General features: G+C 32.4%; 13 protein-coding genes. 6 read left to right on the top strand and 7 right to left on the bottom strand.

The features are described from left to right. The first annotated feature begins 105 nt into the window (after window positions 1-105). The 5 genes from CDIMF43_RS11735 (at window position 106) to CDIMF43_RS11715 (ending at window position 7,597) form a co-directional block, all read left to right on the top strand. Entirely contained in the window at window positions 106-1,443 is a 1,338-nt protein-coding gene (locus tag CDIMF43_RS11735) for a deoxyguanosinetriphosphate triphosphohydrolase (protein ID WP_109842096.1), read from the top strand. A gap of 19 nt (window positions 1,444-1,462) precedes the next feature. Continuing rightward, complete coding sequence (locus CDIMF43_RS11730; RefSeq protein WP_109842095.1) at window positions 1,463-2,359, top strand: hypothetical protein; 897 nt, start codon at window positions 1,463-1,465, stop codon at window positions 2,357-2,359. A gap of 63 nt (window positions 2,360-2,422) precedes the next feature. Then, window positions 2,423-4,192 (top strand): DUF6119 family protein, encoded by a 1,770-nt coding sequence (locus tag CDIMF43_RS11725; RefSeq protein WP_109842094.1) that lies wholly within the window; start codon window positions 2,423-2,425, stop codon window positions 4,190-4,192. A gap of 103 nt (window positions 4,193-4,295) precedes the next feature. Then, entirely contained in the window at window positions 4,296-4,694 is a 399-nt protein-coding gene (locus CDIMF43_RS11720) for a (deoxy)nucleoside triphosphate pyrophosphohydrolase (protein WP_109842093.1), read from the top strand. Beyond that, on the top strand, window positions 4,691-7,597 hold the full coding sequence (locus CDIMF43_RS11715; RefSeq protein ID WP_109842092.1) for a DEAD/DEAH box helicase: 2,907 nt from the start codon (window positions 4,691-4,693) through the stop codon (window positions 7,595-7,597). Before CDIMF43_RS11720 ends, CDIMF43_RS11715 begins: the two co-directional genes overlap by 4 nt. 111 nt (window positions 7,598-7,708) lie before the next feature. On the opposite strand, the gene CDIMF43_RS11710 is transcribed toward CDIMF43_RS11715, so the two are convergent. After that, on the bottom strand, window positions 7,709-7,990 hold the full coding sequence (locus CDIMF43_RS11710) for a hypothetical protein (RefSeq protein WP_135017071.1): 282 nt from the start codon (window positions 7,988-7,990) through the stop codon (window positions 7,709-7,711). Between the two features lie 1,225 nt (window positions 7,991-9,215). On the opposite strand from CDIMF43_RS11710, the gene CDIMF43_RS11705 reads away from it, so the two are divergent. Further along, entirely contained in the window at window positions 9,216-11,474 is a 2,259-nt protein-coding gene (locus CDIMF43_RS11705; RefSeq protein ID WP_109842090.1) for a putative mucin/carbohydrate-binding domain-containing protein, read from the top strand. 174 nt (window positions 11,475-11,648) lie between these two features. Here the strand turns inward: CDIMF43_RS11705 and rarD are convergent, their stop codons facing one another. From rarD to CDIMF43_RS11675, 6 genes are all read right to left on the bottom strand, one after another. Continuing rightward, window positions 11,649-12,551, bottom strand: coding sequence for an EamA family transporter RarD (rarD, locus tag CDIMF43_RS11700; protein WP_074401779.1), 903 nt, complete (start codon window positions 12,549-12,551; stop codon window positions 11,649-11,651). A gap of 118 nt (window positions 12,552-12,669) precedes the next feature. Then, window positions 12,670-13,821 carry an ABC transporter permease gene (locus tag CDIMF43_RS11695; RefSeq protein WP_109842089.1) on the bottom strand — a complete coding sequence of 384 codons (1,152 nt, stop codon included), beginning with the start codon at window positions 13,819-13,821 and terminating at the stop codon, window positions 12,670-12,672. Continuing rightward, entirely contained in the window at window positions 13,822-14,937 is a 1,116-nt protein-coding gene (locus CDIMF43_RS11690; protein ID WP_109842088.1) for an ABC transporter permease, read from the bottom strand. A gap of 27 nt (window positions 14,938-14,964) precedes the next feature. Further along, window positions 14,965-15,903, bottom strand: coding sequence for an ABC transporter ATP-binding protein (locus tag CDIMF43_RS11685; protein ID WP_074401782.1), 939 nt, complete (start codon window positions 15,901-15,903; stop codon window positions 14,965-14,967). Between the two features lie 80 nt (window positions 15,904-15,983). Beyond that, on the bottom strand, window positions 15,984-17,042 hold the full coding sequence (locus CDIMF43_RS11680; RefSeq protein ID WP_162532945.1) for a sensor histidine kinase: 1,059 nt from the start codon (window positions 17,040-17,042) through the stop codon (window positions 15,984-15,986). A 67-nt stretch (window positions 17,043-17,109) separates the two neighbouring features. After that, on the bottom strand, window positions 17,110-17,754 hold the full coding sequence (locus CDIMF43_RS11675; protein ID WP_109842086.1) for a response regulator transcription factor: 645 nt from the start codon (window positions 17,752-17,754) through the stop codon (window positions 17,110-17,112). Window positions 17,755-17,833 lie beyond the last annotated feature (79 nt).

Genomic DNA, 17,833 nt, shown 5'->3' with positions numbered 1-17,833 from the left:
GTAAAAATTATTTTAATAAATAAGTTGAAAGTAAAGTTATTTTATTATACACTTGTACTGAGAATAAATAACGGTTTATATACTAAAGGATGAGGTGTAGTAAAAATGGAATGGCAAAGACTAGTAAGCAATAAAAGAGTCCCTTCTTTAAGTTATGATTATGAAAATACAGCATGTATATCAGCTTTTGATAGTGACTACAGGAGAGTTGTTAAAAGCGATGCCTTTAGAAGACTGCAAGATAAAACACAAGTCTTTCCATTAGAGCGCAACGATTTTGTTCGAACGAGATTAACGCATAGCTTGGAAGTAGCGATGGTCTCCAGAGATATCTTGACAGAAGTTATCAAAGCGTTAAAGAAATCTGGAGAAAATGTAGATTTGCTTAATGATTCTTATCGTTTAATGGAAACTGCAGCCTTGATTCATGACATTGGAAATCCGCCGTTTGGACATTTTGGTGAAGAAGCTATTCGTATCTGGTTTAAGAAAAATGGCAGTACATTAGAATGTTGGAATTCATTATCAACACAACAACAATTTGATTTTTTAAATTTTGAAGGGAACGCACAAACAATTCGATTGTTAACTAAAATTTATGACTATAATGGAAGTTCTGCGAATGGAATGAGACTAACCGCATCGGTTCTTGATTCAGTTATAAAATATACAGCGACTTCTGCGGAGGTTAACAAAGACTACTTACTTAGAAAAAAGATAGGTTACTTTTTTTCTGAAGAGACAGAATTTTTTGCAATTAAAGAAGCAACAGGAACAGGAACTGTAAGACATCCATTAGTTTTTTTATTAGAAGCTGCAGATGATATTTCGTATACCTTCTCAGATGTCGAAGATGCTTATGGTTATGGGTTGTATACCTTTGATCAGATAAAAAACTTTTTAGAAAAGGAAACCAAATTATCCACTGATAAAATATTTAAAGACATCTATTCGAGCTCTGATAATGCAATTTTCCAAAGATTTATTCGTGAAACACAGCAAAAAGTTTATAAAAGTGCAAGTCAGGTATTCGTGTCTAACTACAATAAAATTATGAATGGTAATTTTACTTCTGATTTAATGATAGAAGAGAGTGATGAAATTAAATTATTCAATGCTTTAAAGAAATTTGCTCATAAACATATTTTTAATACGAAAGAAATCCTTGATCAAGAGGTTCTTGGATTTAACATTATGAGCCGATTGCTAGATGAATTCGTGCCAGTAACATTAAAGTATGAAAAAACAGGTCAATTTATGAATAAATATGAAGAACGCCTATTTAACAATATTTCTGAAAGCGCTAAAACATTGTATAAAAAAGAAGTTGAGGGCTACACAGATGAATCCATTAGAGAGTATTATCGGCTTAAAATGGCTGTCGATTTCGTTTGCAATATGACAGATGGCTACGCTAAAAAACTGCATGACACATTATTTTAAAAAAGAAGGGTGAAAAACGATGTCTTTTAACGCAACTGTCTTAAAAGTATTAATAGCGTCTCCATCAGATGTTCTAAATGAGCGAGATGAAATTGAGCGAGCTATTTTTGAATGGAATTTGCAGTATGCAGATACCTTAAATAAAATATTATTGCCTATTAGATGGGAAAGTGCTGTAACACCGTCCTATAGTGAAAAAAATGATCCACAAGAAATTATCAACGAACAAATTGTCAATGATTGTGACTATGTAATAGGTGTATTTTGGACTAAATTAGGCACACCAACAAAACATTCAAAATCAGGAGCGATTGAAGAAATCAGTAAATTTATTGAAAACAAGCAATCAAATGAAATTATGGTCTATTTCAAAAAAGAGGCTTTCCCACAAGAAAGTGATTTAGAAGAAATTCAGAAATTAAAAGAATACAAACAAGCCTTTAGCGGTATTTATTCAGACTACAATAAAGAATCAATCATTAAACACCTATATAGCAAAGTACGCTCTCTTGAAGATGGATCAAAAGCTACTTTAACAGAAGAAATTGCTGAAGAAATAAATGGAAATTCTATTGAAGCCTTATTAAAAAAAGAGATTCTTTCGCCAGAAGACATACTAATGCTTAAATTTATCAAAGATTCTGGGCAAAAAAAATTTGGCGTTCGATGGAAACAAGAAAAAAGTGTAGATGAGATCACCGCTTGGGAAGAAAAAAATAAAGTGAAGCCGATTGTTTCAACTCACTATGAAAAGGTGATTGGAAATTTCTCTGACCGCAAATTTATGTTGGAGGATGAATATACTTCCTACGGCAATGTTCGCCAATATCAAATTCCTCTTAAAGTATTTGAAGAAATTGAGCAATTAGGGAATTGTGGTCAAATTAATGAGATGTTTGAAAAGCATTTGAAGTAATAAAATTGAAATTTTGCGAATGGGTAATTTTTGGAAAAAAATTAGAATAGAGGGTGTACTTTTATGAAATTTAATATTTTTAAGTCCAATTATAGTTGGAATGAAACAATAACTAGGTTGAATTCTGAACAATATGATGAAATAAAGGAAAGAGTTATTGAAGATATATATTATGAATTTGATCCTATACAATTTCCTGTACATGAAATAGGGGAGGATGAGGAGTTAGCAAGTATTTCAATTAAAGTATTTATAAAACGAAAAATAAAAACAGCATCTGAATGGCAGTTTTTATTTTCTAATATTTTGAATAATGAGCTTGATGATTTCATGCCAATGGAAACGCATACTTTCGATGGGATTCTTATGATTAAAAATAATAATAACGCGAATGGAGAAGTTTTTTTAATGTCATTTGGACAAAGTTTTCATAGGGTCAATAAACTTATTGATCCAAATTTTGGTATTGATTTTGCTGAAAGAACTATAAAAAAAGACAATGTTAAAATTAAAAACGTTAGCTTTTATCAACAAAATAAGCTTAAGGAAATTAGTAATTATCGAAGAAAGAATGGAGCAATTGCGAAAGCAACAGAATCATTTTCTTATATTTCAGGAAACCCAGAGTTACCAAAAAAATATGGAAAGACAATAAATTGTGGTACAGGTATTGCATTTAATATTTCATTAGAATTAGAAAATTTTTCAAAGAAAATATGCCAATTAATCCCTGATATCGAAGAGGCTTTGCGAGGACGTATATTGAATGATTTTCCAAGACTTAAAATACTTTCTACAAAATCAGATGAAGACAAGGATAAAATTTTAATTCTAGACAATAAGCTATTATCAGAATTTATCCACGAAGAAAAGAATTCTAACATTGTTGATATTTCATTAATTTTTGAAATAAAAAATAGTTTATTTATTTTAGACGAACAGACTTCTGTAAATTTGTTTATAAAATCAAATAAACTAAGAACTGAAACTTTACTAATAGATGAAGATAATGAAAAATTAAATTATATTGATGTCATTAAGAAATTTTTGTTGGACAACAAAGTAACAGATTTGAACGTAGTTCAGCTAGAAATAAGTAGTGATGATGCAATTAAACATATACTAGATTTAAAAGACATATTGCATGCTGAAATAGTTTATAGAGATAAGAAATATTTACTTCAAAATGGTTATTGGGGGATTTTTAACAAAGAATATTTCAAATTATTAAACAGTTATTTAACTCAAATAGATTTAAAATTAAATAAATTATCTGAATCGGCTATTGAATTTGAACAAGAAGAGGAAAGTTATATTTTTAAATTACAAGAAAAAAATTGTGATGATTATAAGGTTGTGCATAAGCATTTTATAAAACCTATAGACAATAGTTTTATAATAAAAGGAAATGGACTTGAATTGGCTGATCTATATCATAAAGAAAAAAACGAGTTATTTACTGTAAAAAAAGGTATTAAAACCTCATTATCTTTATATAGTTTAGAACAGTCAATGTTAAGTATAGAGGCTATTAGTGATTTAAGTTCTTATAATTTATCAGGATTAAATAAAGTATTAACTACTGATGAATTAAAAAATATTCCGTTTTCAAAAAAAGCTAGTATTATTTGGTTATTACCTCTAAAAAAAAGTGATAAAACTCCGATAAATAATTTTCAACATACAAACAATGTTTTAAATGAGAAATTTGATTTAAAACAGTTAGGATCAATATTATTAAAAAATAAATTAGTATCATGGGCACAATTTTCAATAGAAAATAAAATGAGTCCTACAATTTATATGGAGTGCCCGATAGATTTGAACAGTTAATAAAAATATAATACAATTTTTTATTTTTGAATAAAAAGTTACAATATACTCTCTAATTCAGTTATAATAAACCCATAATCAAATAACAAAGGACCGATAAATGATGAAAAAAGAAATTAACGTAGTGGGTGCAGTCATTGAAAAAAATGGAGAAATTTTATGTGCACAAAGAGGATTTGATAAAACATTAGCTGGTTTATGGGAATTTCCCGGTGGAAAAATTGAAAAAAATGAAACTCCAGAACAGGCTTTAGCTCGAGAAATTACAGAGGAATTATTATGTGATATTTCTATTACTCATAAAATCACAACAACTCGTTATGAATATGATTTTGGAGTTGTTATTTTGACAACATTTCTATGTAAATTAGAAAAGGGAGTTCCTACATTAACGGAGCATCAAATGATTAAATGGCTACCAATTAAAAAATTAACTTTATTAGAGTGGGCACCAGCTGACGTTCCAACGATTGAAAAATTAATTAAGGGAGAAAATAAATGAATTCACTAGTATCGAATTTTCAATCTGCTTTGGAACACAGCTTTATCGACCAGTCGAAGGAATCCAGCGAACTGTATAAAGCCAAATTATTAGCTAATCAAAATGAAGATGGAAGCTTCGTATTAAATGAATTGCTAGATGAGTTAAATACCTGTGAAGATTTTTTCTTTGCAGTAGCCTTTATTACTGAAAGTGGTTTAATGGCTTTAAAAACAACTCTTTCTGATTTAGCAGAAAAAGGCATCAAGGGTAAAATTATTACTTCAAACTATCTTTATTTTAACTCTCCCAAAATGTTTAATGAGCTTTTAAAGTTAAAAAATGTTGAAATTCGTATCACAAATATGGAAGGTTTTCATGCGAAAGGTTATTATTTTAACCATAAAGAATATGAAACCATGATTTTAGGAAGTTCAAATTTAACTATTAAAGCTCTAAAAGTTAACTGTGAATGGAATTTAAAAATAAATTCTTTATTAAATGGTGATTTAATTTATTCGATAAAAAAAAGTTTTGATACGATGTGGAATGCCTCTTTTTCATTGACAAAAGCGTGGGTTGAAAACTATGAATTAAATTATCAGCCGATTATCAATACACAAAAGCTTGATAGCACATTGTCGCCCTTCGTACTTGAAAAAGAAATTGTAAGTGAAGAAAATGCTAGTTATCAAACTGAAATAATTACCCCAAATCATATGCAAAAACAAGCAATTCAAGAAATTCAAAAAATTCGCGACGAAGGAAAAAAGAAAGCTATTGTGATTTCAGCAACAGGAACAGGAAAAACCTATTTATCTGCTTTTGATGTTCAAGCATATTCGCCTAAACGCTTACTTTTTATTGTGCACCGTGAACAAATTCTACAAAAAGCAATGAATGACTATCAAAAAATCTTAGGTGGTTCCAATAGTGACTATGGAATACTTTCAGGAAACCAAAAAATCACAAATGAAAAATATGTTTTTGCAACAATTCAAACCCTATCTAAATCTGAGACACTACAAAAATATGCAACAAATGAGTTTGATTATATTTTAATTGATGAAGTTCATCGAGCAGGGGCAGAAACATATCGCAAAATAATTGATTATTTTAATCCTGAATTTTTATTAGGAATGACAGCAACACCTGAACGAACTGATGGTTTCAATATTTATGAATTATTTGATTACAACATAGCTTATGAGATTCGATTACAGGACGCATTAAAAGAAGATATGCTTTGTCCTTTTCATTATTTTGGTATCACAGATTTGCAAATTGATGGACACTCGATTGATGATAAGGCAACTTTCAATCAATTAGTAAGCAATGAACGAATGAATTATATTCTTGAAAAAATGGATTATTATGGCTATTCTGGAGAGTCTGTTCGAGGTTTAATATTTTGTAGTCGTAAAGATGAAGCAAATGAATTGGAATTAATATTCAACAACAGAGGTTTTAGAACAAAAGCTTTAACAGGAGTTCATTCCATAGTAGAGCGTGAAAAAGCAGTCAAACAGTTGGAAAATGGTCAACTGGACTATCTAATTACAGTGGATATTTTCAATGAAGGAATCGATATTCCTTCTATTAATCAAGTTGTCATGTTGCGAAAAACAGAATCCAGTATTATCTTTATTCAACAGCTAGGACGCGGCTTAAGAAAATCGTCAAATAAAGAATTTGTAACGATTATTGATTTTATTGGAAATTACGATAACAATTATTTGATTCCAATCGCATTAACAGGTGACAGTTCATTAAATAAAAATGATTTACGAAAAAAAACTATGGGAACAAAATACATTTCGGGCTTATCAACCATTAATTTTGATGAAATCTCTAAAAATCGAATTTTTCAATCCATTGAAACATCGACTTCAAATAGTGCTAAAAACTATAAAGAAGCATATCGGAATTTAAAAAATAAGATTGGTAAAATTCCTAGATTACTTGATTATATTGAAAACGACACAATCGATCCATTATTAGTTGCAAATTATCGTAAGAACTATCCTGAATTTTTGAAATGGATGAAAGAAGATATTCCTGAGCTAACTGAGCAAGAAACAAAACGTCTAACTTTTTTATCTAAAGAGCTATTAAACGGTAAAAGAAATCATGAAATGATATTGCTAAATAAATTAATTGAATCAGATAATATTTCGTTATTTGAGTACACTCAGTTGTTGAAACAGTACGATTATACAGTTGATACGAATACCCTAAATTCTGTTAATCGAATGTTTAATTTAGAATTTTTTGTAGAAAAAGAACGAGAGAAATATGGAAATACTCCTATCATCCTACAAAAAAATGATATTTATCAACTATCAGAAGAATTTAAGCAGTCATTAAAAACAAATAGCTGGTTTAAAAAATGTGTAGTGGACTTAATTCAAACATCGTTTAAACGCAGTGAGCGCTATGATTTATCAGAGGTATTTACTTATAATGAAGTTTATAGCCGTAAAGATGCTTGTAGGTTGCTAAATTGGGAAAATGATGAACAATCTACTATTTATGGATATCGAATGAAGTACAATACTTGTCCCATTTTTATTAATTATCATAAAGATGATGATATTGCGAATAAAGTAAAATATGCAGATGAATTAATAGATCGCCACACCTTACTTTGGTATACAAAGGCAAGGAAAACAATGAAAGATGCTACTGTTAAAGCCATACTCAATTATCATAGCAATGACCTAGCAATCCATGCTTTTGTGCAAAAAGAAGTAAAAAAAGCAAGTGAGTTTATTTATTTAGGTAGAGCCTATCCAAAAATTGAAACGGCTAAAGAAGAAGTAGTCAAAGATAAAGATGGGAAGGATACTGATATTGTGAGTATTGAGATGAAATTAGCTAATATGGTTCCTCTTGAAACCTATGACTTTATTAAACAAAAATAAATAAGTTAAATAGTAGAGTACAAAAATCATCCTAATTAAAGAGGTAGATTTTTGTACTCTTTGTTTAATTAATTAACCCCATCCTCCTCTCCAACCCCAAAATACTCCTCCCTAATCGCAACCCAACGCGTGCATTCCCATACCCACAACCCCAATATCCCCATTCGAAAAGTGCCAGCCATTAAACGCCTCAAAAACAGCTGTCTCCAAAAGTTTCGCCTCATCTAATAAGTATTCCGCTCTCTCAAATTCACCGCCACGAGACAGCTCTAACGCTTCCTCACAGCATTCCTCCATCCGAACCACCAAACCATCAATTTCTTTCCAATCCATCATTAAAAATCCCCCCATTTTTGTCCCAATCACAAAATAAAAAACGCTAAAGGCGAACAACCAATACCGTTCCAAATAGCGATTAGCAAAGAAAGTAGCGGACTTCTCATTGAAAAAAGAGTGGAAATTAGGTACAATGAAAAAGCTAGTGCTTCGGTGCTAGCTATTGGCAACTTGTATAGATAGTGTCTGCTGTTTATACAGGGCTTCATAGCATGGTTCCCGCCAAACTATGAAGTGCCATTTTTTTATTTTTGATTCAGACTATTTTTTGCAAAGTAGGATAGAAATAAAAAAAGTATCAGGAAAAAATTCCCAATACTAATCGTCAATAGACACCAAACAAAACACTCAACCCATCTTATTCCCTCATTTGAACAAAAGTTCTTCTATAAAAGTACATAGAAATGGAGTACAATAAAATAAGCTAACACATGTTGTTAGTGACTATTGGCAACTTGTATGGGCAGTGTCTGCTGTCTCTACAAGGCTTTGAAAGTTTGGTTCCCGCCAAACTTCAAAGTGCCAATTTTTTTATTTATATAAAGTTTTTTTGATTCTATCCTACTTGCGTCTATTATAAAGAAACGCGAGTAATTTTTCAACCTAAAATAGAAAATAATCAAAGAATTAATAAATAACCTATTGGAAATCGGATCACTATCCACGATAGCAAACAGAATGGTTTGGAAATGAAACCGCATTATCGTGGCAATGACGATAATGAATCCGAAGAGGAAAATGATTCGAATTACTTTTTTGAATAAAAATAAATCCTAGTGGACACTCATGCTAAAATTACGATAGATCATAAAGTAAGGTTAGAAAAAAGAAAACACAATCCTTAGCAAACGAATAAAGAAAGATAATGCCTACTTTATTTACACCAAAAGTAAATTTTCAAAAACTACCAAATCAACAAACTATCCTGTTTTACTTTTACACTTCAAACTCAACCAAATTAGAAATATTTTTGAGTTACATAAACGAGAAACAATTGTCTCGTTTAATTTCACAAATCAACTATTAAAATATCGTAGAAGGGTTTTACAACGAAAATAGTCTAATTATTTATTAAAAAAAGAAAAAGCTTATTAACTATAACATTTGAATAAAACAGGAATAATCATGAGTTTCTGCTAGTTTGGCGCTTGTAATTTAGACATTAAACTTTATCTATAGCTATAATTTTAGCTGTTATTTTAACTGTTGTTATTTTAATTTAATTCTAATGTTAGCGCTTTTTTTATGTGCTAAACTGATAAATTAAAAAGGAGGAAGAAATATGAAAAAATGGATTGTAACAAGTTTGGTTTGTTTAGTAACGCTTTTACTAGGAGGTACCCAAACGCAAGCAGCAACTGAAGGGGAGTCAGTTCCAGATGCTATATTAGGAGAAGAAATTTATAGTATTGAAGAACCAACATGGTTATTTAAGGCAGGAACTAGCAAAGGAAAATACCATGACCGACAAGATTTAGGCGTGATATTAGAACCGAATACAACAATTAAAATTAGACAAGAAAATCCAAACTTCAAAGGAGATGTGACTTTAAGATTATTAACAAATGATTCTAAAACAGAAAAGTCTTCAAAAATAGGAACGGAATGGGTATCAGTCAAGACAGATGCTAGTGCGGTACCATTTATTGAAACGCCTTATGGGGAAAATAATGCAACGGTTGAATATGAAATAACAGGTAAATTTAAGATGTTGTCTGTCTTTAATCAAAAAACAACAGAAAAAGAATTTTTTGAAGAGTGGGATGCTGAAGATGGAGAATTTGCTTTAATCCAAAGTAAAAGTTTTCAATTATTTATTCCAAAATTGGATAAAGAAGCCGTTCGTCAATTAAAAGATTTTACTTCAATTAATGAATTAGTTACGTATTATGAAGAAATATTTACACATTACAATAAAATGCTTGGGTTAGATCCCAAAGATACAGAAACAGATAAACTTAACCAAAATCGCTATTTTATGAAAGCGGATAAAAATGGAGCTGGCGGAGCGTACTATAGTAGTAATTGGACTGCAAGTACGTCAAATTCTGTTTCAATGTGGCTGAAAAAAAACAGCTGGGGTGCACTTCATGAAATCGGACATGGTTATCAAGCTGGGTTTGATGGGAAAGGGATGTATACTGGAGAAGTTTCAAATAATTTATATGCGGCTGATTTTCAATACAGTCAATATGGAAAAGAAGCCGATAAAAAAGGCTGGATGTTTGAAGGTGGCAAAGAGATTGTAGAAAGAAACCTTTATCAAGCAATGATTAAAGACGGTAAAAGTTATTCATCAACAGAAAACCATCGTTTTCGCTTGATTTTATTAGCCATGATGAAGCAAAAAGCAGGAAATGATGCTTTTATAAAAATGAATCAAGAATATCGAAGATTGGCAAGTGAAGCTGATTTTAAATCAGCTAATTACAAATTACCTGATTTAATGAATAAATATTATGGTGAAGTAAGTGGATATGACTTTACACCAGTATTTAATAAATGGCAAGTTGCAACTGAAGAAACCCAAGCAATGGAAAATCGTAAAAAAGAGTACCAAGCGACGGCCTCACTTGCAGATATTGTACCAGAGTCACAATTAGTTGCAGCAAGAGCTCTAGTTGATCCAGAAATTTTAATCAATTCAAATTTTGAAATGGTAGATAATCAAGACATTGCGCCGTTAGGATTAAAAGGAACGGTTCACTTAACAATAGATATACCTGATATAGCAGAACTTAAGAATCAATCGCTTTTAATAAAAGAAGGTTCAAAAATTGTTAAAGAAATTAAGCTAAATAGTAAAGAAATAACGATTGAAAGTATTCCAAACGGCGTTTATACAATGATTTTTCAAAACAGCGAGCAGCAAAAATACCAAATGGATCAACCCTATTTGTTCGTTAAAGAAAATCAAAATGAGTTAACAATTAAATTTAATAAATATAGAGAAATCAAAACAAGTAATCTAGTGAATCAATCAATTCAATTTTTAGGTTTAAATGATCGCAAATTTGCTGAATTATCAACAAATCTAAGAGAGCAACAAGCAGCTTTAACTATGTTATCTGCCAATCCACATAGTTATTATAGTGGAAAAAAATATGTAGCAATTGAAGTACGCGATACGAAGGATCAAGTTGTTTATACTAAAGAAATACAAGGAACCAAAGCTAGTGTAGGAACAGAAATAATTCCTTTTAAAATAGGGTATAAATTATCAATTTTCCACGATGAGACTAAAAATCGTTTGAAGAGTAATGAAGAAATTTTAGATTTATCTAAAAAAGAAAATAATTTTACTATGACTCAATATGGATTAGACAATAAGCAACTAGACTATAATCCAGAAAATAGGTTTAAAGACAAAGTTTTCGATATATTGGAAGAAATCACTAAAGAAGAAGATAGTAATGGTGACGTAGTTGTCAATGAGGAGCTTCTTTTAAAGATGAAAGATGATTTATGGTTTGCGATGTATTCATTTTCAGAACCAAATCGCACTTATTTTTTAAATGCGTACAAAGATTTTCTTAAGTAAAAAATAATTTAAAAATACTTTCTACATTAGGAGACAACTGTCTTCACTAAGTAGAAAGTATTTTTTATAGGTAAATGAAAGTAGCGATTGTTACTCTTAAAACGCAACCAATACATAAAAAAGAACATGATTACGAGCAACTTTCACTAAAAATGTAGCACTATTTAACTACTCCTAACGATACCGTTTTCGAAGCAAGACTAAATTATTAATCGTAAACAATAAAATCCCTAACCAAATACAGCCAAAGGCTAATAATTGTGGACCCGCAAACGTTTCATTAAATAGAAAGACCGCTGAAATCAACATCAGTGTTGGGCCAATATATTGTAAAAAACCAAGTAAAATATAAGAAATATTTTTAGCAGCCTCAGCAAATAAAAATAAGGGAATCGCCGTCACGACACCAGCACCGATTGCTAATAAATTGATTGAAGGGGAGTAACTCATAAAACCAGCTGGTGCAAAAAAGCACAGGTAAATCATCGCAATAGGAGCCATAATACTAGTCTCCAAAGTTAAACCTGTCAAAGAACTTACAGAGGCCTGCTTTTTGATTAACCCATACAGACTAAAAGTAGTCGCCATGGCTAAAGCGGCCCAAGGAATGGCGCCAGTTTGAATGGCCAGTCCAACCACACCAATCGTAGCTAACACGCAAGCCACTTTTTCAACTCGACTTAAACGCTCCTTTAAAAAGAGAGTCGCAATCAAGATATTTGCTAAAGGATTAATATAATAACCTAGACTGGCTTCAACAACATTGCCACTCGTGACAGTAAAAATAAAAATAAACCAATTAGCCGTAATTAATAATGCTGCTAAAATAATGGCACGACGTCTTTTGGTATCCTTCATAACCGTTAAGGCTTCTTCTTTAAAACTACGCCATTTTCTAGTTACGAGTAAGACCACTAACATAAAAACAAACGACCAAATAATTCGATAAGATAAAACCGATAAAGGTGTCACACTTCCTAAAGCCTTCCAATATAATGGCAAGACACCCCATATTAGATAAGCTCCAATACCAGATAGCAAGCCCTTTTTTTCATTTTGTTCAGAATGATTGTTCATTTACAAACCCCCTTTTTAAATAGTATACAGGAAGATGTTCAAATTTCTTTCTTTTTTTTTGAAAATTGTTGTCACTAAAAATAAAAAACCTAGTCACCGAAGCGACTAGGCTTTATCCTTACACAAAGTTCTTTTCTTGTTCACTGTTAGCCTGACGATAAATAGCTAAGCAAAAAAACAAACTACTAAAGCCAACTAAGATTGCAATATTCAGCAGACTGTCCCTTAACAAGCCGCTACTTTGAATCTTTTTAATACCATCAATCAACCAAAATTGAGGGAAAAGGTGAGCGACTTTTTGCATAAAGCGAGGCATCAATTCAATCGGAACAAACATCCCGGCCAACATACTACTGCCAGTGAAAATAAACATCTTCATAGAGTTCATCACACGGTAACTGGTACTATAAGAAAAAATGACTAAGGTTAAACTAACCGCAACCAATCCAAATAAACTCAGCATCAAAAATAAAACAAAATAAGAAACACCAGGATCAATCTGTACCAAAAATTTCATCACAAACAACGTCAGAAAAATTTGTCCTTCAATCAATAAGAAATTTGCAATAATCGTACTTAAACTATACGTACTACTTTTAATCGGCGTACTTAACAAACGATAAAACGTTTTTTCTTCTTTTTCTTTAGCCATAAAATCACTCATATTCCCAGCAGAAGAAAGTAAGAAAAAGGTTAAAACGCCTAACATAGCCGTACTAAGCAGTTGTCCTGTTTGTTTCGTAGTTGAAAGCTTTTTGGCAGTTACAGGATACGCATTTTTTTGGTAGTCCGCTAGTAAGGAGTTAAAATCAGCACCCTGTTGACTAGCAGCAATTAATGGAATCAAGTGATTTAAGTGGGTCGTTAATTCTCTTTTAAGCACAGTATTAACGACATCTCCTTGAATCGAGCTAATCTCAAGGTCATTAATTTCTCCTTTTGCTAAAGAAGCTTCAAAGCCTTTTTTAAAGAGAATTAACGCCGTATTTTTATTTTCAACAATAGACTGTTCTGCCTCACGTTTTGTTTGATACACCGTGATTTTTTTACCACTATCCTTCATCCATTCCATTACTTGCTTGCCAGCAGGAGTATCTTCTTGATAAATAACACCATAAGCGGCCGGAACCGTTTCCCCACTAGAAATGGAGTTTAAAACAAGTACAAATAGAATCGAAGCTAGCGGAAATACTACATAGGTCACTAATTTTCGTTTATTCGCAAAAGCATTTTTAAAGTGATGAGTAACTAACCAAACCAATTGTTTCATCTACAGCACCTCCCTTTTTCGAGTCAATAGTCCGTAGCCAAAAATACATCCAAAGCTAATCAGAAGTAACACACTAGCAGGAAGCAGAAGGTCGCTAACGTTATCTTGATAAACCGCTTGTTTAACCACTGTTGAAATGTAACCAACAGGAGAAATATTTTTCCACGTATGAGTGTCAGAAATCGGAAAGTACGCACCACCAATAGCTGAAAAAATAGTGATGACAACCGAAAATAGACTAGCTAAGGCACGAGAATTTCCCTTTGTAATCCCATCAAACAATAAACCAAGTGAGACTGCACCAATCATTTCCAGCAAGAAAAGACCATAGACAGCCAACCCATAAGGCCCCCAATTCATATCAAAAACAAAGCGACTGTAAAGCATTGTAATTGCTAGAAAGAGGGCTTGAAGTGAAATACAGCCAATTAATTTTCCAGCAAATAAGTGAGCTTTAGTAATAGGGGTCATCAAAATCCGACTCAACGTATGCGAACGTTTTTCAGAACTTAAAATCGACGAGCCATAAAGCAATCCATAAAGCATCATCATTGCAATAACCGCAATGGAATAATATTGAATAGAAGTTTCCGCTTTTTTTCCAGCAATCCCTGTTGTAGCAATCGTAACAGTGGAGGCTTGTGGAATAGTAGAGGAGGATGCAGCCTTTTCTGGCGTTAGCTGGTTTAGTGTCGCCATCAATTGAAATTCACCACTAAATCCATTCAAATAACCTTCAATGACAGATTTAGAAAAATCACTTAACGTATCCGCATAATAAAGAATTAATCCTTGTTTCCCAACGTCAACAACAGCAGTTAACTCCGTTTCTTGAACTTTCTTTTTTCCATCAGCTAAAGACGAAACCTTTTGAAAAGCAAAATGAGCTGTTTCAACGTCCTTGCTAAACGCAGTAAAAGGTTCTTGAAGCTGAGCTTCTGTAATCGTGTACCCAATTTTAATGTCTTCTACTTGAACTTTCTGATCAAAACTACCACCTAAGGCAAGTCCTAAAACGGTTATTAAAAAAATAGGCAAAGCGAGCATATAGACAATCGCACTTTTCTCACGTAGCGTTAAGTTGATTTCAGCTAACGCAATCGTAAAAATAGACATTTTCAATTCCTCCTTTCAATAAAATGTTTAGTCTCGTAACGTTCGACCCGTTAGTGTTAAAAAGACAGTTTCTAAATTAATTTTTTGAGCATCAACACTTTTAATTTCAATAGTTTGCTCCATTAAGTAAATTAAAATAACGTTTAAATTCGTAACTTCAATTGCAGAGGTTATCTCAATAAAGTCCCCGGTTCTTTCAACATGCTTAACGCCGCGAATTAAAGCCAAATCACTTAGTTCGACTCCTTGATCTTGTCCAATTTCAATCCTAATTTTATGAACATCCGTTACCATACTCTTAAGGGCTTCTTTACTCCCTTCAGCAATGACCTTGCCGTGGTCAATAATGGCAATCGTTGTACAAATTTCTTCTATTTCTTCCATATAATGACTTGTATAAATCACCGTAGTTCCTTGTTGATTTAATTTTTTGATAGATTCCAGAATGTAGTTTCTTGATTGAGGATCAATTCCGACAGTCGGTTCATCCATAATAACAAGTTGTGGCTCATGGGCAATCGCACAGGCAATATTTAAACGACGTTTCATGCCACCAGAAAAAGAGGCAGGTTTATCATTCATATGTTCAGTTAACCCTACAAAAGCCAGCGCCTTTAGAACTTTATCTTTTAAATCAGCGCCACGAAAACCATACAGACCAGCAAAGAAATGAACATTTTCATAAGCAGTCAATTCATCATAAACCGCAATATCTTGCGGAACCAAGCCAATATTTTTTCTAATGTCATCCTTTTTTTGTCCAGTTTGTTCATGACCTAAAATCGTCATACTGCCTTTTGATTTCTGTAATAATCCACAGATCATATGAATCGTCGTACTTTTTCCTGCGCCATTTGGTCCCAATAGACCAAAAATTTCCCCTGTTTCAATCGTCAATGAGAGATTATCCACAGCCAGATGTTGCCCAAATTGTTTTGATAAATCTTTGATAACGATACAATTCATTTCAATCCGCTCCCTTACCGTTGTGATAGCTCTATCATAGCAAAAAAAAAAGACCGTTGCTTAGTGCAATCAGTCATCTTTTAGATATGAGAATTCTCATGTGTTGACAATGGAATCAGTGTAGTGACCGTAAAATGAGGATGTCCCACGACTAAAAGCGTTCCGCCAAGTTGGGCAGTTCTTTCTTCCATACCAGTCAAACCCAAACTTGCTTGGAAATCTTTCGTTCCAATCCCATTGTCCTTAATCTCTAAACGGACAAATTTATGGTAAACAGCCAATTCCACTTCAATCCGGGAAGCTTGTGCATATTTTAAACAGTTGGTCAAAGCTTCTTTTAAATTTTGAGAAAAAACGTGCCACATGACAGGCGAAATAGCCGTCAAATCACCAGAAAATTGAAGAGACGTTTGAATCGTATAATCTGTTGAAAAAGCAGTTAAATCTCCTTTTAAACGCTGAATGCCTAAACTTTCTTGTGGCGGTTTCAACTGTTTCAAAACCAACCGAATTTGCTCAACGCCCTCCTTTGTAATGGCAATAGCATTATTCAATAAATGTTCAGATTGATTGGGGTTCCCCCGCATTGTTTTTTTCGCAGCCTCCATTTGAATCAAAGCCCCCGTCAGAGAATGGCCAATTTCATCATGAAATAAATGGGCTAACTGATTATGTGTTTCTAATTGAAGCAATTGCTGTTGTTGCTGAGATACGTGCTGTTCTTTCCGTTGAGTGGCTTGCTTTTGATTAAGCTGATAATCACGTAATTGGAGGGTTAACGTTTGAATGTTCTCTTCCAAATATAAGACAAAGAAAGTCAATAAACTGACTAAACTATAACTTGCAATCAACAAGAAGGAATCCTTAAAAATAAAAAAAGGGACACCTACTAAGCAAAATGTTAGCCAGGTAAAACGATCAAATAAAGCAAAATCAACCCAATAACCACCTATTGTAATCGGTATTAAATAATAAAAAAGCTGAGAACAAAAAGTACCAAAAACAACTAAACTTACAAGTAACCCAAGCGCTACTAATTGTTGCTGTTTTTTTGTTTTGCAGCTGTAAAAAAGCAAACTAATTGAAAAATAAAGTAAGCATCCTAATAAAAAGAAGCCAAATTGTTGAAAGTGTTGCATTTCTTGAAAAGCCCCTAAAGCAAAAAGTAAAAGCAACTGAAAAATCAATTTATGATTCAAAACCATGTCATTCACCAATCTTCCCAGTTAAAAAATAAATCGCAATCTGTGTCCGATGGGCCAACCCCGTTTTGCTAAGAATCGTTGAAATATAATTGGCAACAGTTCCATCAGAAATAAACAAAACTTTACCGATTTCCTTATTAGACAAGCCTTTGGCAATACTTGCCATAATGTCAACTTCTCGAGTAGTAAACGGGCTCAAGTCAATCGTAGGCGACAACGCCTCATTCTGATTTGTTTTTAATTGCAGCCTAAATTTTTCAAAAATTGTTTCTTGCAAGACATGCTGGTTCAATGCAACACTCCGAATGGTTTGAGCAATCACATCAGGATCATTATTTTTAAGTAAATAACCCTTTGCGCCATTTTCCAAAGCTTCCGATATGTAATCATCATCATCAAAAGTCGTTAAAATTAATACCTTTGTCTGTGTTTGTTGAACAATTTTCTGTGTAGCTGCCACACCATCCATAATAGGCATCCGAACATCCATTAACACAACATCAATTGGCGTTTTCAAGCAATAATCAAGGGCTTCTTGCCCGTTAGCAACGGTACCAACCACTTCAATATCATCATAAGAATTCAACACAATCGCCATTCCACCTGTAATAAAGACATTGTCATCTGCAATTAAAATCCGAATCATTCCATCCACCTCTTTGACTTTTATTATACGGAGAGTTAGGTTCATTTGCACGTTAAATTAATCTAAATACACGTAGATA

Source organism: Carnobacterium divergens, assembly GCF_900258435.1.
Lineage (GTDB): Bacteria > Bacillota > Bacilli > Lactobacillales > Carnobacteriaceae > Carnobacterium > Carnobacterium divergens_A.
Note: the sequence above shows the minus strand (reverse complement) of the source record. Positions and strands in the feature narration are given on the sequence as shown.